The 21515-nt window shown below is 44.8% G+C and carries 15 protein-coding genes and 1 pseudogene; 10 read left to right on the top strand and 6 right to left on the bottom strand.

Annotated features, from left to right (window positions below; translation table 11 throughout):
* Positions 1–74 precede the first annotated feature (74 nt).
* Entirely contained in the window at positions 75–2432 is a 2358-nt protein-coding gene (locus tag DXD04_RS15505) for a glycoside hydrolase family 127 protein (protein WP_117674061.1), read from the top strand.
* Positions 2433–2533: 101 nt separating this feature from the next.
* Positions 2534–4132, top strand: coding sequence for an aspartate:alanine exchanger family transporter (locus DXD04_RS15500; RefSeq protein ID WP_117674060.1), 1599 nt, complete (start codon positions 2534–2536; stop codon positions 4130–4132).
* 327 nt (positions 4133–4459) lie between these two features.
* On the opposite strand, the gene DXD04_RS15495 is transcribed toward DXD04_RS15500, so the two are convergent.
* On the bottom strand, positions 4460–4828 hold the full coding sequence (locus DXD04_RS15495) for a thioesterase family protein (RefSeq protein WP_022054118.1): 369 nt from the start codon (positions 4826–4828) through the stop codon (positions 4460–4462).
* 6 nt (positions 4829–4834) lie between these two features.
* A complete protein-coding gene (locus tag DXD04_RS15490; protein ID WP_117674059.1) occupies positions 4835–6049 on the bottom strand; it encodes a mechanosensitive ion channel family protein in 1215 nt (404 codons plus the stop codon).
* Positions 6050–6215: 166 nt separating this feature from the next.
* Between DXD04_RS15490 and DXD04_RS15480 the strand changes: the two genes are divergently transcribed.
* From DXD04_RS15480 to DXD04_RS17075, 6 genes and pseudogenes are all read left to right on the top strand, one after another.
* Complete coding sequence (locus tag DXD04_RS15480) at positions 6216–7103, top strand: electron transfer flavoprotein subunit beta/FixA family protein (RefSeq protein WP_007559689.1); 888 nt, start codon at positions 6216–6218, stop codon at positions 7101–7103.
* A gap of 5 nt (positions 7104–7108) precedes the next feature.
* Entirely contained in the window at positions 7109–8128 is a 1020-nt protein-coding gene (locus tag DXD04_RS15475) for an electron transfer flavoprotein subunit alpha/FixB family protein (protein ID WP_117674058.1), read from the top strand.
* A gap of 15 nt (positions 8129–8143) precedes the next feature.
* On the top strand, positions 8144–8992 hold the full coding sequence (locus tag DXD04_RS15470; RefSeq protein ID WP_117674057.1) for a TonB family protein: 849 nt from the start codon (positions 8144–8146) through the stop codon (positions 8990–8992).
* Positions 8993–9004: 12 nt separating this feature from the next.
* Positions 9005–10711, top strand: a complete 1707-nt coding sequence (locus tag DXD04_RS15465) for an acyl-CoA dehydrogenase family protein (RefSeq protein ID WP_117674056.1) — start codon at positions 9005–9007, stop codon at positions 10709–10711.
* Between the two features lie 171 nt (positions 10712–10882).
* Positions 10883–11519 (top strand): annotated as a pseudogene (locus DXD04_RS16980) (DUF6250 domain-containing protein); the annotation flags it as partial.
* Between the two features lie 165 nt (positions 11520–11684).
* Positions 11685–13925 (top strand): polysaccharide lyase family 8 super-sandwich domain-containing protein, encoded by a 2241-nt coding sequence (locus DXD04_RS17075; RefSeq protein ID WP_310591231.1) that lies wholly within the window; start codon positions 11685–11687, stop codon positions 13923–13925.
* A 5-nt stretch (positions 13926–13930) separates the two neighbouring features.
* Here the strand turns inward: DXD04_RS17075 and DXD04_RS15455 are convergent, their stop codons facing one another.
* Positions 13931–14293 carry a hypothetical protein gene (locus DXD04_RS15455; RefSeq protein ID WP_117674055.1) on the bottom strand — a complete coding sequence of 121 codons (363 nt, stop codon included), beginning with the start codon at positions 14291–14293 and terminating at the stop codon, positions 13931–13933.
* Positions 14294–14296: 3 nt separating this feature from the next.
* Entirely contained in the window at positions 14297–14842 is a 546-nt protein-coding gene (locus DXD04_RS15450; protein WP_117674054.1) for an RNA polymerase sigma factor, read from the bottom strand.
* Positions 14843–14973: 131 nt separating this feature from the next.
* Here DXD04_RS15450 and DXD04_RS15445 point away from each other — a divergent pair, with 131 nt between their 5' ends.
* Both DXD04_RS15445 and DXD04_RS15440 read left to right on the top strand, forming a co-directional pair.
* Positions 14974–15375, top strand: a complete 402-nt coding sequence (locus DXD04_RS15445; RefSeq protein WP_022054128.1) for a DUF6249 domain-containing protein — start codon at positions 14974–14976, stop codon at positions 15373–15375.
* 190 nt (positions 15376–15565) lie between these two features.
* Positions 15566–15982, top strand: coding sequence for a hypothetical protein (locus DXD04_RS15440; protein WP_117674053.1), 417 nt, complete (start codon positions 15566–15568; stop codon positions 15980–15982).
* 246 nt (positions 15983–16228) lie between these two features.
* Here DXD04_RS15440 and DXD04_RS15435 read toward each other — a convergent pair whose 3' ends face one another.
* Together DXD04_RS15435 and DXD04_RS15430 are read right to left on the bottom strand one after the other, a co-directional pair.
* Entirely contained in the window at positions 16229–18613 is a 2385-nt protein-coding gene (locus DXD04_RS15435) for an FtsX-like permease family protein (protein WP_117674052.1), read from the bottom strand.
* A gap of 34 nt (positions 18614–18647) precedes the next feature.
* Positions 18648–20996 (bottom strand): ABC transporter permease, encoded by a 2349-nt coding sequence (locus DXD04_RS15430; protein ID WP_117674051.1) that lies wholly within the window; start codon positions 20994–20996, stop codon positions 18648–18650.
* Positions 20997–21515 lie beyond the last annotated feature (519 nt).

Here is a 21515-nt window from a genome sequence, read left to right as displayed (position 1 = left end):
CGTTATGCTATTGAGAAAATGTGCAAGGAAAAGAAAAGTTTAAATCACTTCATAAACAATAAGAGACGAAAAACATGAGAAAAGGGTATCTTTTAGGTTGGATGCTTTTGGCATCCTCTGTTTGTATGGGCGCAGGACTGCCTCAGAAAATCAATACATTTCCCATTACGGATGTCCGGTTGATTTCCGGACCGTTCAAGCATGCAGAAAGTATGGATATTTGTTATCTGTTAGGACTCGCCCCGGACAGATTACTGGCTCCTTATATGAAGGAAGCAGGTTTGCAGCCCAAAGCTGAAAACTATCCGAACTGGGAAAATACCGGACTCGACGGGCATATAGGAGGGCATTATCTTTCGGCTTTATCTTATATGTATGCTTCTACGGGTGATGAGGAAATCGGGAAACGCCTGGATTATTTCCTTTCTGAAATGAAACGTTGTCAGGAGGCTTCAGGCAATGGCTATCTTTGTGGAGTTCCGAACGGGAAAGCTATCTGGAATGAAATAAAGAATGGAAAAATCGATGCCAATCCTTTCGGGCTCAATAATAGATGGGTACCTTTATATAATATCCATAAAACGTATGCGGGCTTGCGCGATGCCTATGTGATAGCCGGTAAGGAAGAAGCCGAAGGGATGCTGATTGCTTTGACAGACTGGATGCTGAATACGGTTTCCACACTGACTGACGAACAGATTCAGGATATGCTCCGGAGTGAACATGGAGGACTGAATGAGGTATTTGCCGATGTATACGGTCTGACCGGAGAGAAAAAATACCTTGACTTGGCCAAACGTTTTTCACACAGGGTGGTCTTGAATCCTCTTCTTGAGAAAAAAGACCAGCTTACCGGTATGCATGCCAATACGCAGATTCCGAAAGTAATCGGTTTTAAACGAATTGCCGACCTCGACGGAGAGAAAGCCTGGAGTGATGCTTCCGATTTCTTCTGGCATACGGTCGTAAACAACCGGAGTGTATCTATCGGAGGAAATAGCGTCAGAGAACATTTCCATAAAGCAGATGACTTTTCGAGTATGATGACCAGTGAGCAGGGTCCAGAAACCTGCAATACCTATAATATGCTTCGCCTGACAAAGATGCTCTATCAGACTTCGGGTGATATGGCGTATATGGATTATTATGAGCGTGCTTTGTATAATCATATCTTGTCAAGCCAGAATCCGGTGCAGGGAGGATTGGTGTATTTCACTCCCATGCGTTCAGGGCATTACAGGGTATATTCACAGCCTCAAAGCTGTTTCTGGTGTTGTGTGGGATCGGGAATGGAGAACCATGCAAAGTACGGGGAGATGATATATGCATCACGTAAGGACGAGCTGATTGTCAACATGTTTATTTCTTCTGTGTTGGAATGGAAAGAATATGGCATGACCTTTACGCAGGAAACGTCTTTCCCGGAAAAGGAAAGCACTCGAATGGTATTACATACAGATAAGTCCAAAAAGATGAAAGTGAGCTTCCGTTGTCCGGAATGGATAGATAAGTCAAAGGTGGCTTTTGCAGTGAACGGAAAGAAGGCAGAGGCAACTTTGACGGATGGCTATTACACCATAGAGAGAAAGTGGCAGGATGGCGATGCTATTGAAATGACATTGCCCATGACTTTGCGTGCAGTGCAACTTCCGGACAAGTCCTCTTATTATTCATTTATGTATGGTCCCATTGTGCTGGCAGCCGATATGGGAAAAGAAAGACTGGACGGCCAGTTTGCGGACGACAGTCGCGGTGGTCATATCGCTTCAGGGCCTCAATTGCCTTTGCAGAACATGCCTGTGATTGTGGGAGAAGAAAATAATCTTTTGGGCAACCTGAAGAAAGTATCTCCTGATAAGTTGGAGTTTGCGTTGACTGGAGTGTACCCTTCCAGATATGAGGGAATGAAACTGAAACCTTTCTATCAGACACACGAGTGCCGGTACATGATTTATTGGGAACTTGTGTCTAAGGAGGAACTCGGACAGCGGCAAAAAGAACTTGCTGAAGTGGAGAAAGAACGTGCCCAATTGGAGCAGGCTACGGCCGATATGGTGGTGTGTGGTGAGCAACAGCCGGAAAGTGACCACTTTGTAGAGATGGAAAATTCGGTGATAGGCAGTGAGCAGGGAACCCCCTGGCGTGAAACCCGCGGATGGTTCGCTTATAAAATGAAGTCCAAGGGAAAACCGGTCAATGCCGTGAGAATCGAATCTTTCCCTGACGCAGCAAAAGATGCAGACGTGTATGTAAATGAAGTGAAGATAGGCTCTGTTCAAGGGAAAAATGCATTGCATACGCTGTTATTGCCGAAAGAATTGTGGAAAGCTTCGGAATGGGAGGTGAAGATTATGCGTGGAAAATCTGAGGTAACTCCTAAATTCCGTACCGTGAGGATGGTTTTAAGCAGAGGTCTGTTGGTAAATGAATAAGCCTTTCATGAACTATAGGGGGATATGATAGCAGCCAATTGGGGAAATCCGTAAAATTTACTTATCTTTATCCCAGTTTTATTCATTTATCTTTATTAACCATGTTGACAGACTTACTGCAAACTTCGTATTTTGCAATTTTCTTGATTGTAGCCTTGGGCTTTATGCTCGGACGTATCAAAGTGATGGGCCTATCGCTCGATGTGTCTGCCGTGATTTTCATTGCTCTTGCCTTCGGGCATTGGGGGGTATCCATTCCAAAGGAACTGGGAACCTTCGGGCTGGTGTTGTTTATCTTTACGATTGGCATTCAGGCCGGTCCGGGTTTCTTCCATTCGTTCCGGAGCAAGGGAAAAACCTTGATTCTGATTACGCTGCTGATAGTGGCTTCTGCCTGCCTGACAGGGGTCGGAATGAAATATCTTTTTGACATCGATACGCCAAGTATCGTGGGCTTGATAGCCGGTGCCTTGACCAGTACACCTGGTTTGGCGGTGGCCATTGACAGTACCCAGTCGCCGTTGGCTTCCATTGCCTACGGTATTGCCTATCCGTTTGGGGTGATTGGGGTGATTCTTTTTGTGAAGTTGCTTCCCAAACTGATGGGAGTGGACTTGAATGAAGAAGCACACAGACTGGAGAAGGAACGGCGCAGCCAGTTCCCTGAACTGAGCACTTGCTTGTTCCGGGTGACGAATCCGGCTGTATTTGGCCGTACGTTAAGCCAGTTGAACATACGTGCCATGACAGGGGCTGTGATTTCACGCTTGAAGCAGGGAGAAGAGATTCTGATACCCAAAGCACATACCGTGTTGCAGGAAGGTGATTGCATTCAGGCTGTGGGCAGCGAGAATTCATTGAACAGTTTGGCGTTGATGTTGGGTGAGCGTGAAGAAGGTGAACTTCCGTTGAGCCATACACAGACCATTGAATCTTTGTTGCTCACCAAGAAAGATATGATTAACAAGCAGTTGGGTGAACTGAACCTGCAGAAGAACTTTGGCTGTACGGTTACTCGTGTACGTCGAAGCGGTATTGACTTGTCTCCCTCACCGGAACTGGCACTGAAGTTTGGTGACAAGCTGATGGTGGTAGGTGAGAAGGAAGGTATCCAGGCAGTAGCCCGTTTGTTGGGAAATGATGTAAAGCGTTTGTCGGATACAGACTTCTTCCCGATAGCTATGGGTATCGTGTTGGGCGTATTATTCGGAAAACTGCACATCTCTTTCGGAGGTGGCATGACTTTCTCTCCGGGACTGACCGGAGGGGTACTGATGATGGCATTGTTCCTGAGCGCCATTGGTAAGACTGGTCCGATTATGTGGTCCATGTCAGGTCCTGCCAATCAGTTGCTGCGTCAGTTGGGCTTGTTGCTGTTCCTGGCAGAGGTAGGAACTTCAGCCGGAAAGACCTTGGTAGCCACCTTCCAGGAAAGTGGTTTCCTGCTTTTCGGAGTCGGAGCGTTGGTTACATTGGTACCCATGCTGTTGGCTGCCATAGTGGGCCGATGGGTCTTTAAGGTAAGCCTGCTCGACTTGTTAGGTACCATTACCGGCGGTATGACCAGTACGCCTGGTCTGGCTGCTGCCGATTCGATGACAGACAGTAACATTCCGGGAGTGGCATACGCTACAGTATATCCTATTGCTATGGTATTCCTGATATTGTTTATTCAGCTGATTGCACTGGTAATTGTGTAATAGTAATAATATGTATATGAAAAAATCCCTGAAGCAAGTGAAATATCCTTGTTTCAGGGATTCTTTTTTTTCTGTGTTAAATGACATAGAGAGGATGAGGGAAAAACACTTTCACGCTAATTGAAAAAATACGAAGGAGATAAGTGGTATTTCGACTTTTGTTTTTTATGTTTTCCCTTGCGGAAACTTATGTTTCTCATTCTGCATCTATAGGTTTCCGCATCGGAAAACTTAGGGATGCAGAATGGAAAACGTAAATGATGTTTTAGAGTTCTACCGTTGATGCAGTTGTCTGTCTATAAATCTATGGTAGACGATTGTGTGCTGTTAAAGTTTGCTCAAGAAACGTTCCCTGTCCACAATGTAGCGGATGTGAGTACCTTCTCCCACCAGCCCTTTGCTGTCGGTTGCACTAACTTTGAAGGTTAGTTTACGGCCTTCTATTTCTGTGAGTTCCGCGGTAGCTGTCACTTCTTCGTTCAGACCGGAGGGCTTGAGGTGCGAGGTCTGTATCATGGCACCTACGGTAGTAGAGCCTTCCGGGAGTACGGGCTTTACGGCATTCATGGCAGCGTTTTCCATCAAGGCTACCAGTGCGGGAGTAGCAAACACTTCCATATCTCCTGAGCCGAGTGCTAAGGCGGTGTTGGTGGAATTTACCTGTACGGTGCTGCTGTATGTAAGTCCTGTTTCCATTGTTTTTTATTTTGAAGTTATAAATTCATTTTTCTCATTGGGTTGAAAATCGGTTCCGGCCGGGCGTTGGAAGATATGCAGGCCGAATTCCGGTATCATGGCTATCAGGTGGTCAAAGATTTCTCCTTGCAAGGTTTCGTAAGGAATCCAGTCGGGGGTGTTCGAGAAACAGTAGATTTCTACGGGGATACCTTCGGTGGTGGGCTGCAACTGGCGGACCATCTGCATCAGGTTGTGATTCACTTCTGGATGGTTGCTGATGTATTTGAGGGCATACTCGCGGAACACGTGCAGGTTGACGGGTGGTTCATTTCCTTCGGTTGGAGCAGTTATCCATCCTTTTTGTACGAATTGGTTCACTTCCTCCGGTGTACAGAAATGCACGGTAGTCATGTCAATGAACAGCGAGCGTTTGATGCGGCGACCTCCACACTCGCGCATGCCTCTCCAGTTTTGGAAGGAATCGCTGACCAGTGCGTAGGGAGGAATGGTGGTGATGGTCTTGTCGAAGTTCTGTACTTTTACGGTAGTCAGTGATACTTCAATCACATAACCATCGGCACCGTATTTGGTCATGGTAATCCAGTCGCCCGGGCGAAGCATATCGTTGGCCGAAAGCTGTACGCCGGCCACTAATCCCAGAATACTGTCCTTGAAAATCAACATCAGGATGGCGGCCGAGGCACCGAGTCCGGTCAGGATAGCAGTGGCGTTCCGGTCAATCAGGACGCTGATGATGAGAATGATACCTACTCCTATAGATATCAGGTTTATCATCTGGTAAATACCTTTGAGCGGACGGTTTTTTAACGCTTCATGCTCGCTGGATATTTCATAGAGGGAGTCAAGGAAGCATTTAATCAGCATGAGGGCCGTGATGATGAGATAAATCAGACAGATTTTCAGTAAGATTTGAAGCAGATAGGCTGATTTGTCATCAAAGGCAAAAGGGAGCAGGATGTACCAGGTGATAGGTGGAATCATCCGGCAAGAGGCTTTCATCATCTTGTCATTGAACAGATAATCGTCCCACGTGGCTTTGGTGCGGGCCGTAATCTTTCGTACGGCTGGCATGATAAGATGGCGGAAGATTAGTGTAGTAAGATAAGATACCAGTAAAATGGCTAGAATGAGTACAACTTGTGTGGTCCAGCTCAAATCAGATTTCTCAATTCCTATTTGCTGGAGAAGTTGCGCAGTTTCCTGATTCATTGTATTCATATTTTATAAAAGTCTTTTTCGGGAGTCAAAGATAAACAAGTTCTTAGAGTTTGCAAAATGGAAATATACCCTCTAAAACATTTATTTTCTTCATATCTTTTTGCGGAACAAATGCTTTCATTAAATTTGCCGACAAGAATTTACTAATACCAAAATAAAGAATCTAATGAGTTTGAAAATTGTAGTATTGGCTAAACAAGTTCCCGATACACGCTGTGTGGGAAAAGATGCCATGAATGCTGACGGTACAATTAACCGTGCAGCACTTCCGGCGATTTTTAATCCGGAAGACTTGAATGCCTTGGAACAGGCACTCAGACTGAAAGACACACATCCTGGTTCTACTGTAACTATCCTGACAATGGGTCCGGGTCGTGCCGCTGAAATTATCCGCGAAGGATTATACAGAGGAGCAGACAACGGTTATCTGCTGACAGACCGTGCTTTTGCCGGAGCAGATACGCTGGCTACTTCGTATGCGCTGGCAACAGCTATCCGCAAGATTGGTGAATATGACATCATTGTGGGTGGACGTCAGGCTATCGATGGTGATACCGCACAGGTGGGTCCGCAGGTAGCAGAAAAATTAGGCTTGCCTCAGGTGACTTACGTAGAAGAAATTCAGGAGGTAAAAGACGGACGTATCCGTGTGAAACGCCATATCGACGGAGGTGTGGAAACTGTAGAAGGTCCGCTTCCGATTGTATTGACTGTAAACGGTAGTGCAGCTCCTTGCCGTCCGCGCAATGCGAAACTGGTACAGAAGTACAAACGTGCACTGGGTGGTCAGGAAAAAGCTGCCATTACCAAAGACGGAGCTGAACTGCCTTATGCTTCTTTGTATGAAAGCCGTCCTTATCTGAATATCACAGAATGGAGCGTAGCCGATGTAAACGGTGATACGAAACAATGCGGTCTGTCGGGTTCTCCGACTAAGGTAAAGAAGATTGAGAACATCATCTTCCAGGCAAAGGAAAGCAAGACGCTTACCGGCAGCGATGCAGATGTAGAAAACTTGATTGTTGAACTGTTGGCTAACCATACTATCGGATAAAGACTATGAATAACGTATTTGTATATTGTGAGATGGAAGGCGCGCATGTGGCCGATGTCAGTCTCGAACTTTTAACCAAAGGTCGTAAGTTGGCCACTCAGCTGGGATGTCAGCTGGAAACGATTTGTGCCGGTACAGACCTTGCAGATGTAGAAAAACAAGTGTTGCCATACGGAGTAGACCGTGTACATGTGTTCGATGCTCTGGGCTTGTTCCCTTATACTTCACTTCCTCATACTTCTATTCTTGTCAACTTGTTCAAGGAGGAAAAACCGCAGATTTGCCTGATGGGGGCTACCGTAATTGGTCGTGACCTGGGTCCGCGCGTGTCTTCCGCACTGACAAGTGGTTTGACTGCCGACTGTACGCAGCTGGAAATCGGTAACCATGAAGACAAGAAAAACGGTATCACCTATGAAAACCTGCTGTATCAGATTCGTCCGGCCTTCGGTGGTAACATTGTGGCTACCATCATCAACCCGGAACATCGTCCGCAGATGGCTACCGTACGTGAAGGTGTGATGAAGAAAGAAATCGTAGATGCCAATTATCAGGGTGAAGTGATTCGTCATGATGTAGCGAAGTATGTACCTGAAACAGATTATGTGGTGAAGGTGATCGACCGTCACGTGGAAAAAGCAAAACATAATCTGAAAGGAGCACCTATTGTGGTAGCCGGTGGTTACGGTATGGGCAGTAAGGAAGGTTTCGACATGCTGTTCGAACTGGCTAAGGAACTTCATGCAGAAGTGGGTGCCAGCCGTGCGGCGGTAGATGCCGGTTTCTGTGAACACGACCGTCAGATTGGTCAGACAGGGGTAACGGTACATCCGAAGTTGTATATCGCTTGCGGTATTTCCGGACAGATTCAGCACATCGCCGGTATGCAGGATGCAGGTATCATCATCTCTGTGAACAGCGACCCGAATGCTCCGATTAATACTATTGCCGATTATGTCATCAACGGTACGGTGGAAGAAGTAATCCCGAAAATGATTAAGTATTACAAAAAGAACAGTAAGTAATAATTTGAGGTAAGTATGGGCGGTAAATGGTGGCTGTGGTATCTGCTGATATTCTTTTTTGCGGCTCCTGCCTTTTCGCAAGATACGATTTATTTGGATAAAAAAGGTAGATGGCTGGATAGCAAGGAGAATGCGTTTCGATATTGTACTCGGGTTGATTTGGCCGAAGACAATATTGAGGTGAAGGTTTATAACTTGGGAGATACACTGCTCTATTTACATCACTTTTCCTATTTTGTAGATGACCCTAAAAAATGTATCGTAAATGGAGTGTCGTCCATTTTTTATGCAGATGGACAACTTTCGGATACCTATATGAATGTAAAGGGAAAGAAGGAAGGTGAGTATCGTCGGTTCTATAGAAACGGCGAGTTGAAGTACCTTTGCCATTTTGAGAATAACAGACGCGAAGGACAGTTGGAGATGTATTATCCCAATGGTTCTTTATGGCGGACTGAAGAGTTCCGAAAAGGACGTTCACAAGGAGGTCATGTGTACAATGCTGCAGGAAATGAAATTGAGTTCTATCCGTCTGAGCGGATTGTAGGTTTTCCAGGTGGAGTGGATGCGTTGGCACTTTTTATGAAAGAGCATGTGCATTACCCTTTGGAAGCCTCAGCACAAAAGGTGGAAGGACGTGTACTTGTACAATTGACTTTTGATCAGCGTGGTAGAATCGTGGAATATCATGTACTTCCTCAAAGTACGGAGAATTATTATTTGAGGAAAGAAGCGATTCGTTTCGTGGAAGAAGACTTGATGAAAACAGAGTGGGAACCAGCCGTGCAATTTGGGGAATTTAAGAAAATTCGTTTTGTGTTGCCGATTGCATTTAAGATACCGAACCTCAAAGCCTCAAAATAAAAAATTAAAATTATGGCAAACTTTTATACAGAACATCCGGAACTCAAGTATCACTTGAACAATCCGATGATGGAGCGTATCTGTCAGTTGAAAGAACGCGATTACAGAGATAAAGACGAGTACGATTATGCGCCGCAGGATTATGCGGATGCCATCGACTCTTACGATAAAGTGTTGGAAATTACTGGTGAAATCACGGGTGAGGTGATTGCACCCAATGCCGAAGGAGTAGACCAGGAAGGTCCGCATCATGCCAATGGCCGTGTGGAATATGCTTCGGGTACAAAGGCTAACCTGGAGGCCATGGTAAAGGCCGGATTGAACGGAATGACCATGCCGCGCCGTTTCGGTGGTTTGAATTTCCCGATTACGCCGTACACCATGTGTGCAGAAATCGTGGCTCAGGCTGATGCTGGTTTCGGTAATATCTGGTCACTTCAGGACTGTATTGAAACACTTTATGAATTCGGTAACGAAGATCAGCACAGCCGTTTCATTCCGCGTATCTGTGCCGGTGAAACCATGTCAATGGACTTGACTGAACCGGATGCTGGTTCCGACCTTCAGAGTGTGATGCTGAAAGCTACATACGATGAAGCTAACAACTGCTGGCGCCTGAACGGTGTGAAACGTTTCATTACGAACGGTGATGCAAATCTTCACCTGGTATTGGCCCGTTCGGAAGAAGGTACACACGATGGTCGTGGATTGTCTATGTTCATCTATGACAAGAACGATGGGGGAGTAGACGTACGCCGTATTGAAAACAAGCTGGGTATTCATGGCTCTCCTACTTGTGAGTTGGTTTACAAGAATGCGAAGGCCGAACTTTGCGGTGAGCGCAAGTTAGGTTTGATTAAATACGTCATGGCGTTGATGAACGGTGCCCGTCTGGGTATTGCCGCTCAGTCTGTAGGTTTGAGCCAGGCTGCTTACGATGAGGCTTTGGCATACGCAAAAGACCGTAAACAGTTCGGTAAGGCCATTATCGAATTCCCAGCTGTGTATGACATGCTGGCTACCATCAAGGCTAAATTGGATGCAGGCCGTGCGTTGTTGTATCAGACTTCTCGTTACGTGGATATCTACAAAGCATTGGATGACATTGCCCGTGAACGCAAGCTGACTCCGGAAGAACGTCAGGAACAGAAACGTTATGCAAAACTGGCTGACAGCTTTACTCCGCTGGCAAAGGGTATGAACTCTGAATATGCCAACCAGAATGCATACGACTGTATTCAGGTACACGGCGGTTCAGGTTTCATGATGGAATATGCTTGTCAGCGTATCTATCGTGATGCCCGTATCACCAGCATCTATGAAGGTACTACCCAGTTGCAGACAGTAGCTGCCATCCGTTATGTAACAAACGGTTCGTATGCGGCTACCTTGCATGAATATGAAATGATTCCTTGTGCGCCGGAATTTGAAGGTTATATGAATCGTATCAAGGATATGACTCGTAAATTGGAAGCATGTACCAATGCAGTGAAGGAAGCACAGAACCAGGAATTGCTGGATTTGGTATCTCGTCGTTTGTATGAGATGGCAGCTGTGTGCGTGATGAGCCATTTGCTATTGCAGGATGCGACAAAGGCTCCTGACATGTTTGGCAAGTCATTGAATGTGTATGTGAACTACGCTGAATCTGAAGTAGAAAAGCATTTCAACTTCATCCGTAAGTTCCAGGCAGAAGAACTGGAAAGCTATCGAAAATAAGATTTCTGATTGATATAGAAATGGAAAGGGCGAATTTCATTCGAAATTCGTCCTTTTTGTTTATAGTGGTTATGATCATTAAAAGATAATATTTATTTTTGCGATATGTAATCATGAAATATTTAATCTTTTATTATGGGTAAACTAAAATTATTATTTTTCTTATGGGGGATGTTTTATTCCTTGTTGGGGATTACTGCTTCAGAAATATCTTTGAAAAACTGGATTGGCGAAGACTCTTCGGGTAAGTTCAAGATGATTAAAGTAGACGATTGTCTGGACATTGTATCACCGGATGGTCTGACTTTGTGGTATGATGAGTGCCTGACTGGAAACTATGAAATCAGTTACCGCATTAAAGTAGTGATGGAAGGTGGAAAATACGACCGTTTGAGTGACATGAACTGCTTTTGGGGGGGCTAAAGACTTGAAATACCCTGATAATATTTATGCCAGAAAGGATTGGCGTGCAGGGATATTCAAGAATTATAACACATTAAATCTTTTCTATGTGGGTTATGGAGGAAATGAGAATAAGACCACTCGTTTTCGGGAATATCACAGTGAATTTTATGGCATTGATGAGAACAAAATAAAACCTCTGGTAAAAGAATATACAGATGAGGCACATTTGCTGAAGCCTAATCGTTGGTATGAGGTGGTGATTACCGTGACGGATGGAAAAACTACGTTTGCTGTCGATGGTGAGGAATTGTTTTGCCATCCTATAAGCAGGGGACAGGGGGATGGATATTTTGCTATTCGTTTGTGGAAAAACCATGTACAAGTGAGCGACTTTGTTGTTCGTAAGGCGGAATCTCAGTTTGCATATTCAAACTATCGTCGTTATTATCAGGAGGCACGTTGTCATGCGGGAGGTGAGAAAAAAGATGCAGTCAAGAAATTGAGAGAATATTTTTCTCAACACCCTTATCGGGCTGTAAAATCAATTGATGCTTCTCAGGCTATTCAGATGGCTTCCCTGTTAGGAGAAGATGGCCGGTTTTCAGACTTGAATTCTACAGAGGAGCAGTTTGAACGTGAGAATGCTTATCAACAAGGCTATGAGAATACAACGGATGACCGTGTCGGAATTTTTATTGCCGGTGCATTGAACCGTATATATCAGTTGGCTGATGCTTGCCGGAAAGGACGGCTGGAGAAAACTTCTGAATTTACAGATAAACTTTGGAAGGCTGTGGTGCATTATGGTAACTTGGAAATTTCTCGTCCGAATGATAAACCACGTTTTCATGCTTCTTGTTTTGCGATACCTACGGCTGCCGTGAATATTTATTTTGCTTGTACAGAAGATATGGACCGGGCAGAACGGGGCGAGGGAAATAAATACTTGAAGAATGCATGTGATATGTTGAAAGTCTTGGGACTTCAGGCTTATACTCAGCCTTTGAGAAGGGATGATACTGATAAGAATGTGGTGTCAGTGGAGCGTTTCCGTAATCATGTGTGGTGGGTAGGCGGCAATGCGCTGGCTTATCGTTCCTTGCTTCCGGTAGCTGTGATGTATAGCTCTGTTCCGATGCTGGATGTCTTGGCTGAGGTTTGTCAGCGGGGCATTAGCATGACTTCCCAGATTACCTATGATGATTCTTTTTGGACGGAGGGATTCACGGCTGACGGAGCAGGATGGGGACATGGCATGCAATGTTTGATATGGGGTTATCCCATTGATGGAACTTCCAGTGCCTTGAATATGCTGGGTATGCTCAATGGCACTCCTTGGGCAAAGCAGCTCAGCCGTGAAAATGCAGATGCCTTGATGAATTTTTTCCGTGGAGGCAGCTGGTATTATCGGGACGGTTATCGTTTGCCTTGTCTGGACCGAAATTCCTATGAGTATCGGAATAAGGAGGAAGCAATACCTTATTACAAGATGTTACGCAATGTGGTGAAGAATTGGCTTTCTTCTTTTTCTCCAGAAGAGCAGAAAGAGCTTCAGCAACTTCTGGCTGAGGCAGAAACAAATCGTATCCGGATGAAGGGAACCGAAAAAGGTGTTTATCAAGGTACACGCTGGTTTTTTAATAATGATGACCTGATGAAGCATACTCCGGATTATCATTTGATGATTAATATGGCTTCTGTGCGCTGTGACGGGCTTGAAAGTGCAGCATTCGCGGACAACTATAATTTTTATCCGACAGATGGCATGACTTTATTTCAGCGTCATGGAAATGAATATTTTCAGATTATGGGAGGTTGGGATGTGACCGCTTCTCCCGGTGTAACTGCACGTGAAGGAATGGAGCGGTTGACTCCGGTAACAAACTGGCGAGGATATTGTAGTCGTCATAATTTCGCTGCAGGAGCAGCAGATGGGGCAGATTATGCAGCTGGTGGCTATATTTTTGAAAAAATGCATGGAGCCGATAAGGAAAATGTGAATGATAAAGGTGACCGTAAGGTGAAGAATGAGTTACTCTATGGTTTTAAGGCTTATAAAGGTTATTTTGTATTGGGAGATTATCTGGTAGCTTTAGGAGCAGGAGTGACCAATAACTGTCCGGATATGGAAGGGCACATCCGGACCACATTGGATCAGACAGCAAGGGTGGCTCCGGTTTATCTTTGGAAGAAAGGTAAGAAGACAGATGTGGCGAAAGGAAGCATGCTTTTGGATGCACGTAAGATGAAAGATACCTGGGTTATACAAGAAGGACAGTTTGCCTATCAAGGTTTGCCGGAGTATCAGGCTAATTTATACGTCGCTTCAGAGAGTTGTCCGGCTCATTGGGCAAAGATGAATGCACGGAATAAAAAGAAATCAGGACTACCTGAAAAGGTTTCTGTATTGCGTTTGTGGACAGACCATGGGCAAAGTCCGAAGAATGATACCTATGGCTATACGGTTTACTTGGGGAAAGATGAACCGGCTCGTAAGCTTCCGTTTGAAGTATTGAGAAACGATACATTGATTCAAGCCGTTCGTTCGACAGACAAAAAGGTGGTAGAAGCCGTGTTCTATCCGGAAGCTCCGGTGTTAAAAGCAAAGGGGTTAACGTTGGAGGTTTCTGCACCTTGTGCACTTGTCTTGCGTGAAACGGATACAGAGTGTTATGTGTCAGTAACGGATGCCAGAATGGATGCCACATTAAAAGAAATTACGTTGGTATGGAATGGGCAAAAAATTGTGGTGCCCATGCCTCAGGGTATTTCTTGTGGAAAGTCTGTAACCGTTTGTGTGAAAAAATAGGTAGACTATTTTTTTTCAAGGTCTATCTTTTTCCGTAACCATCGGTCGAAGAAGTACAACAGACAGAGGGCGCAGAACGTAGGCAGGTAGAAAAGGAGCGTATGGGAGTCCGGAAGTATTTCCTTACAGGTGTGCCAATAGCTGATGAAGGTTGTTCCGTATTTCCAAATAAAAAATCCGATGCAGCCTCCCCCGCTGAGTATGGTAAAGATAAGGAAGAGAATGAATATTCTTTTTTCCTGCCGTTTTTCGCGTAAGATACTTTCCTCTTGTATCTTTTGCATCATGCGGTAACTGAAATTGCTGGGCAGCTCGTAATGGGGCTGCCTTTTTATTGCTTTCTGAAGTCCTCTATCTGTTGTTCTCATGGCTTAAATCTCCTCTTTCATTAAGTTACATAACTTTTTTCGGATGCGGTGCAGCTTTACTTTTACGTTGCTTTCTGTCAGGTGAAAGATATAGGCTATTTCTTCTATGTTTTTTTCTTCTTCATAGAACAGAGTGACCAGTGCCTGCTCATCGGGCTTGAGCTGGGTGAGTGCCTGCTGCAGTTTCTGAATTTGCATTTCGTTTTCGGTATCCAGCTCCTCATCTATTTCTTTATCTGAAAGACTGTTCCACATCCGGTCGTCGAATGAAAGCAGTTCTTTATCTTTTTTCCGGAGTGCGGAAGTCGCTTCATTGTAGGCAATGCGGTAAATCCAGGTAGAGAAACTGCTGTCTCCATGAAACGAGGAAAGGTGGGTGAAGGCTTTCATAAAACAGTCTTGGGTCAGTTCTTCGGCATCTTCCGGTGAGCCTACCATACGGACGATCAGGTGGAAGACCTGTGGCCCGTAGGTGTCGAGAAAATAGGCGAACTGTTCGGTTCGTCCGCTCAGGATAGATGCAATGATATGTAGTTCCTCGTGATTCATGATGCCCTTTAGACGCAGAGCAAAGTAAAAGGTTACACTGAAATTAGAAAAATATTTTTCTCGGTAAAAGTGTAACCTTTCTGTATAGGTTGCGTCTAAAGGGCAAAGTAACAAATTAAAAACTGAATAAAATGGAAGAATTGATGATTGTGGCCAATGTGGCAATTGTTTTTGGAGTGATTTATAAATTGTTTGAACTGTTTGCCGGAAGAAGGGAACGGATGATGCTGATTGAAAAGATGGGCGATAAACTGACGCCGGAAACTTTTAAGAATGGCATTATGTATCGTCCCAGCCTGTATTCATTTGGAGGACTGCGTATAGGATGCTTGCTGCTTGGATTGGGGGCAGGGCTTTTGGTAGGATACATGTTGGCATGTACCACCCAACCGGATTATTTGTCTGATAATTACCCTTATACCGTAAAAGAGGCCGTTTCCATAATTTACGGAGCGTGCGTTCTGTTAGGAGGAGGTTTAGGCCTTGTCATCTCTTATTTGATAGAAAAAGAACAATGGAAGAAAAATAAGTAAGAATTGTAAATTTCAGCAGGGCGGCCTGGCATGCTATAACGGTGTGTCAGGCCGCGTGCTTTATGGTATGATTTATCCTGAAACTGGCCTTTTATTCTTTATTTGTGAAATAAACCTTTCATTTATGCAAGGCAATTGAATCTTTTTGTAACTTTAGGTGCCATGGGTATAACAAAGGAGGTATTGGGTTATGAAGTATTATAGAATCATAGGAATCGTATGTGTGTGGATTTTCTTTATCGGACAAATTTGTGCTCAGTCTGTATCGGACAATGAATGCCTGCGGCTGGTGGAGTCTAATGACAGCGATGATGTACTGAAGGAAATGGTGATTTATCCTCCGGTATTTTGTGCGATGCACGATGGAAAACGTCTGAAAATGAAAATCAGTAATGAGGGAGAAAAGGTGATGCGTAAGACCTGTTTCTATTTGTTCTATAAAAAGAAAAGAATATGCCGGATTCATCTTCCTAATATGAAAAAAGGAGAAACGTGTGAGTTTGGTGTGAATATCCACGATCGCTTTTTCCATAAAGATCGGAGGGAACTGGTGTTCAAACTTAAGAAAGGGAAACGCTTCCGCACTTACAAACTGGCTGACTGCTGACAGGCAGTCGTTTCTGATAGTCTTTTTTTATATTTGAACTCGATTTTGTTAATGGGTTTTATCGCCCGGTACTTTGTAGTTAATGTATGTTGTAAAACATTCTTTTTAGCTCTTTCGTTTTGCTGTTTCAAATAAAATAAATACTTTTGCACTGTGTTTTTCATAGTATTAGATTTAAGGTTAACAAAGGTTGGAGTTCAGCGGAACTCCTTTTTTATGCCTTTTTCTAGGCTATTTCTCTTGTATTTATTCTGATTTCAAGCTGTTTACAGGGTTGTTACGGGCTGTCCGGTAATTCTGTATAGTAATGGTAATCAGTGTAATTAGACTGATTATGACGCATGTAATCAGAAATACCCATGGAGAAATAGGAATTTTCTCATTGAACTGTTTCAGCCATTCCGATACGGCATACCAGGCGATAGGGCTGGTCAGGAGTGAACAGACGATGGAAAGCGTGAGGTAGGAGCGGCCAAACATCCAGAGAATTTGTCCCGTGGAGGCTCCATACACTTTTCGTACCCCGATTTCCTTACGGCGGTGTGCGGCTTCAAAAATAATCAGTCCGAATACTCCTACCAGTGAAATGAGAATGGCCAGCAGACTGAACCAGGTGATTATCTTTTGCTGGTTTGTTTCTTTTTGGTAAAGCTGGCCGTATATCTGGTCGTAAAATTTCACTTCTGTGGGATAGCCCGTAAAACATTCACTCATTGTCTGACGGATATGCTTCAGTGCGCTGTCCATATTACTTCCGGCCTTTACGCGGATGTAGGCAAATGGTAGCACATTGTTGCTGTAGATACCGTTGGGACAGAAAATATAGGGGACGGAGCCAGTTTTGAGTGAAGTAAACTGAACGTTATTCACATATCCTTTGAGGGTGGCGCTCATTCCCCATGGGAAAAAGTCGAGTGTCTCTCCTGCCGGGATACCGCTTTCTTTCTGAAGGTCCTGCGTGGCGATAAAGTTTAGCTGGGAGGTGTAGATGGAATCGCTGGGCAGGAAGTCGCTTCCCGACAGAATGTGCATTCCCATGACTCGGCAGAAGTTCGTTGTGACGTCAATATATTGATGTCCGTAGTTGTTTCCTTTGTAGCGGAAGGTATACTGTGTATATCCCTCGGTGCCTCCTAACTCCCATTTGGCGTAGGCGATGTCGTCGATTTCAGCAAAACTTTTCAGCTGAGTGTCGAATTTGCGGTACGGACTGCTGTGATAAGGCATTTGGGGGAGGGAAGCGACCAGTATCTGGTCTTTGTCGATGCCCAGTTCATGGTTTCGCATGAATCGGTTCTGCAGAAAAATAAAAGCTGCGGTCACAATCAGGGCAAACGAAACAATATACTGGAAACCGATGAGTACCGTACGAAGCCGTTTCCCTTTTCCGCTCAGGGCATAGTTTCCTTTCAATACAAGGGCAGGAGGGAAAGAGGTCATGTACCATGACGGATACAGTCCGGCCACGATACCGGTAAGCAGGGCTATTACTCCGGTATAAAGCACGTATTTCCAGTAAACAAGCAGGGAAGGAGTGAAACCCATAAAGGATAATACGTTCAGTCGTATCAGGGCTGCGACAATACCTAATGATAATAGCCAACCTATCAATACGATGCTCACCGATTCGGCTACCAGGGCACGGCGTAGTTCTCCGTTGGTGCTTCCCAGCACTTTCTGGGTATTGATGCTGCGCATGCGCACCGGAGCCAGTGCCGTGCTGAAATTGATAAGGTTGATGCAGGCGATAAGAATAATCAGGAACCCGATACTTACCAGCAGGGTCATGGTGCTGCGACTGCCTGTCTTGAAGTAGTAGGGAGAATACATGTCATAATACAGTTTCTGTATCGGGAGAACATAGAGTTTCTGAGTACCTTGATCCCCGGTAAACAGTCGTTTGTTGGCTTCTGTAGCTGCAATCTGCTGGTTGATTTCTTCCACGCTGACTCCTGGTTTTAGCAAGAAGAATGCAAAAAAGTTCTGGCTGCCCCAGTCGTTCTCCTGAAGTTTTCCCATCGGGACAAAGAGGTCATTTTTGAACTGGCAGTTTTCCGGCAGGTCTTCAAAAATACCGCATATTCGGAATTTGGTGGCTTCCGGATTTCGCCAGTCTGGAGTATCTGTGTACAGATAGGAACCTAAGGCATCTCCATTCGGGAATAGTTTGCGGGCATAGCTTTCGGATACGATGACACTTTCGGGCCGGTTCATCTCCTGGTCACTGCCTTCTACGAACTTCAGTCCGATAATTTTTCCGAAATCGGGATACACAGCCCAAGGTTCCTCGTAGAAGTATTGCGGATTCTTGGGGTCGGTGTAGAAAGCCTGCTTCTGCCAGGCCGGGGAATAGATGGTGCCATATTCGATGCCCGGTACTTGCTGGATGAGGTAGTCGATAGGGCCTCGGGGGAGTGTACTGACATAATTCACCTCTTGAGGTTGTGCCAGATTCAGCATGACCAGGCGGTCGGTATGAGGATAGCAGGTATCGAAATCGCGTTCGTAGCTTACCTTCATCATAAGCAGGACAAAGGCGGCAAAGGCAGCCGAAAGTCCCATCAGGTTTAGCACAGAGGCGGTCTGGAAGCGTTTCAGTGTGTAGAATAGATTTCGTAGGATGGTTTTCATATTTTCGTTTTTTATGTTTCTGAGTTGATAAAGACTATTCTGTTTTCAGGTTCAGTACTGGATTTTCCCGTACGGTTTTTCGGCTGATTAGCCAGACGGAAGCCAGTGAGATGAGGGCTACAATCAGGAAAGCGGCAACCGGTACCCACCAGGGGAAACTGCTTTCGTAGGTCACAATCTTGTCTATCTGCTGAATGCCGATATACATCAGCGGGAGGCCGATGAGTAGACTGACCGCCAGTGATGCGGAAGAGAATTTTATTAACCGGAGCATTTCGCTGCGGCTGTCGGAGCCGAATACCTTGCGTACGGCGATGTCTCGTTTACGTTGTGCGATGAAGTAGATGCTCATGGCGGTAAGTCCTAACAGGGAGATAACCAGTGCTGCACAGGTGAAGATAAGAATCAGGTGATTCATACGGGTAATGTCTTCATATATTTTCTGTACCAGTGTGTCATACCATTCTGAATCAAACGGGTATCCGTCTATTATCTTGGAATAGAGCTGGTCCAGCTGCTTTTTATAAGCTTCGGGTTGTTCATCGCGTACTTCTACCAGGATGTTCCATGGGCTGATGCTGTCGGAAGGAGCAATTTGCATACGCAGCGGATGAGGATCTTTCATAAGCAGAGAGCGAATCTGGAAGTCTTTGAATTCTCCAACCACGTTCATAGTATAGCCCCCACGGTCACTTCTTACAAAGTCTGTAAATCCTAACTGGCGCAAGTCTTTCATGGCGGACTGGCTTACAAAGAAATTTTTTGGATTGTATCCTGCGTGACGGTCTTCTGTAATTTGGATATGGAAAATGTCGATGAAGGCAGAGTCCACCACAAAAGTCTGGAAGCTTAGGTCCTTGGTACTGTCGGCCGATGTGAAGTACATGCTATCATTGTTTCCACCGTCAATGGGAGTACCTTGTGCAAAACTGACACGTTTTACGAAAGGAAGCTTCTGGGCTTCCTGGCGGAAAAGCTGAAGTTTCTGGTCGCTGCCCATAGGAGGGTAGTGGATGACGTGACCGTATTCATATCCTAATGGGGCATGCAGGATGCGGTAAATCTGTACACTCAGGTAAATGGCACATCCTAACATGGCGATGGTGAGTCCGTTTTGCACAATGTTTAGCAGGCGGAGGTATAAAGTCTTGGTCTTGCGGCGGAAGGTACCTTTTACGATGTCCAGCGGATTGTATTGTGACAGCAGGGTGGCAGGCACGAATCCGGAGAGCAGGGAAAGTACGGTAATCAGAAGCAGGTAGCACAATAGGGTGAAGGGATTTAAGTCGCCCACAATATCAAGTCGTGTGTGAAGCAGTTCCATGGCTGTAGGTTCTGCAGCCTTGGCCAGTAAAAAACCAATCACAAAGGCCAGTGTGGTCAGCAGGAACGATTCGGCAATCATGCGCCAGAAGATGCTTTTCTTGGAGGAACCTAACAGGCGTCGGGTAGCCATTTCCTTTGCCCGGTAACTGGTTTGGGCAATGCTCATGCTGGTATAGTTGAAGATGGCCATAAACAGAATCAAGACGCCGATGGTCAGGAAAATAAGTACCACTTTCAGGCTATATTGGTTAAGTATGGCTCCGGCGGCCAGTGTATCGGAGAAATAAAACTCGTGTATGGGGATGAATAATACCTCTTTAACGGAATCATACTGGTAAATCCAGAAGAATTCTTTGAAGAAGCGGGCAATGTCATCGGCTTTGTCGTTAGGGTTGACGTTCGGATGGAAACGCAGGAAGAAGATGCAGCTGGCGGCATTGCCTAAGTGGGTATTTTCTTCGCTGGCACTCCAATTAACGTATCGCACATTCTTATGAAGGCTGAATGCTTCAATATTGGAAGGAAAAATAGAATTATCAATGTCTTCAATGATTCCACTCACTGTACAGCGTCGGTCACCGAATGCTTGTTCAATAAGTGTTTTCCCTAACGCATGCTCCGTACCAAACAGCTTGATGGCACAGGAACGTGTCAGCACGATGTTGTTCTCATTGGCCAGCAAGGTTTCCGGATTCCCTTCCAGCAGATGGAAGTTGAAGAACCGGAAGAAGTTTTCGCGGACAAACATCATTTGTATATTAACCGGCTGGTCGTTAGTTCTGACAAACTGTTCATAGGAACCGCTTACGGCACACCAGTCTTCTATTTCCGGATAACGGCTTTGCAGTTTGTCACCCAGCAAGATGTGGCCTCCTGCCCATATTTCATTAGCCAGTACATAAGTCCGGTCTGCATCTTTCATGTCTTTGTCTACGGTGAGCTGTCGGGTCACCATGTGGGTAATCAGCAGGAGAAACATGAGTGAGATGCTTAATCCAATGACATTGACAAAGGTAAAAAGCTTGTTGCGCTGTAAAAAGGTAAAGTAAGTTTTCATTTTTCTGTGTTTGGTTTTGTTTTTACTGCAAATGTACGATACAATTTTCGTGCCATTATTTCAAATCTTTGATTTATAGATATATGCGATTTTTCAGCTTTCTGTGAGTGTCTAAATTTTTGACATGGGGTGTATGATTTTTAGACAAAAGTAATTGATGGTTGGGAGAGGTAATATGATAATGCAGTCTCGTTCTTGATTTTTTTAAGGTTGAGTCTGTATTTGTTAAGGGATTTAATCGGTAAATAGAATTTGGTTAATGTATGTTGTAAAGCATTCTTTTTTAGTCTTGTATTTTGCCATTCCGGATAAAATAAATACTTTTGTACTGTGTTTTTCATAGTATTAGATTTAAGGTTAACAAAGGTTGGAGTTCAGCGGAACTCCTTTTTTTATGCCCTTACGCGAAGGGCTGTCTTTTTTTCCGGAATCCGGTTTTTTAGAAAACCTCGGGTCGAAAATCTCGTAACGTTTCCATTATTTTTATGTTTTCCTTTGGCGAAACGTATGTTTCCGCCG

The sequence above is a fragment of the Phocaeicola plebeius genome (assembly GCF_003437535.1).
GTDB classification, from domain to species: Bacteria; Bacteroidota; Bacteroidia; order Bacteroidales; family Bacteroidaceae; genus Phocaeicola; species Phocaeicola plebeius_A.
Note: the sequence above shows the minus strand (reverse complement) of the source record. Positions and strands in the feature narration are given on the sequence as shown.

Excerpts from the sequence above, each read along its gene's own strand:
- DXD04_RS15505 (WP_117674061.1), top strand. The coding sequence starts at position 75 with ATGAGAAAAGGGTATCTTTTAGGTTGGATGCTTTTGGCATCCTCTGTT.
- DXD04_RS15500 (WP_117674060.1), top strand. The coding sequence starts at position 2,534 with ATGTTGACAGACTTACTGCAAACTTCGTATTTTGCAATTTTCTTGATT.
- DXD04_RS15495 (WP_022054118.1), bottom strand. The coding sequence starts at position 4,828 with ATGGAAACAGGACTTACATACAGCAGCACCGTACAGGTAAATTCCACC.
- DXD04_RS15490 (WP_117674059.1), bottom strand. The coding sequence starts at position 6,049 with ATGAATACAATGAATCAGGAAACTGCGCAACTTCTCCAGCAAATAGGA.
- DXD04_RS15480 (WP_007559689.1), top strand. The coding sequence starts at position 6,216 with ATGAGTTTGAAAATTGTAGTATTGGCTAAACAAGTTCCCGATACACGC.
- DXD04_RS15475 (WP_117674058.1), top strand. The coding sequence starts at position 7,109 with ATGAATAACGTATTTGTATATTGTGAGATGGAAGGCGCGCATGTGGCC.
- DXD04_RS15470 (WP_117674057.1), top strand. The coding sequence starts at position 8,144 with ATGGGCGGTAAATGGTGGCTGTGGTATCTGCTGATATTCTTTTTTGCG.
- DXD04_RS15465 (WP_117674056.1), top strand. The coding sequence starts at position 9,005 with ATGGCAAACTTTTATACAGAACATCCGGAACTCAAGTATCACTTGAAC.
- DXD04_RS17075 (WP_310591231.1), top strand. The coding sequence starts at position 11,685 with ATGGCTTCCCTGTTAGGAGAAGATGGCCGGTTTTCAGACTTGAATTCT.
- DXD04_RS15455 (WP_117674055.1), bottom strand. The coding sequence starts at position 14,293 with ATGAGAACAACAGATAGAGGACTTCAGAAAGCAATAAAAAGGCAGCCC.
- DXD04_RS15450 (WP_117674054.1), bottom strand. The coding sequence starts at position 14,842 with ATGAATCACGAGGAACTACATATCATTGCATCTATCCTGAGCGGACGA.
- DXD04_RS15445 (WP_022054128.1), top strand. The coding sequence starts at position 14,974 with ATGGAAGAATTGATGATTGTGGCCAATGTGGCAATTGTTTTTGGAGTG.
- DXD04_RS15440 (WP_117674053.1), top strand. The coding sequence starts at position 15,566 with ATGAAGTATTATAGAATCATAGGAATCGTATGTGTGTGGATTTTCTTT.
- DXD04_RS15435 (WP_117674052.1), bottom strand. The coding sequence starts at position 18,613 with ATGAAAACCATCCTACGAAATCTATTCTACACACTGAAACGCTTCCAG.
- DXD04_RS15430 (WP_117674051.1), bottom strand. The coding sequence starts at position 20,996 with ATGAAAACTTACTTTACCTTTTTACAGCGCAACAAGCTTTTTACCTTT.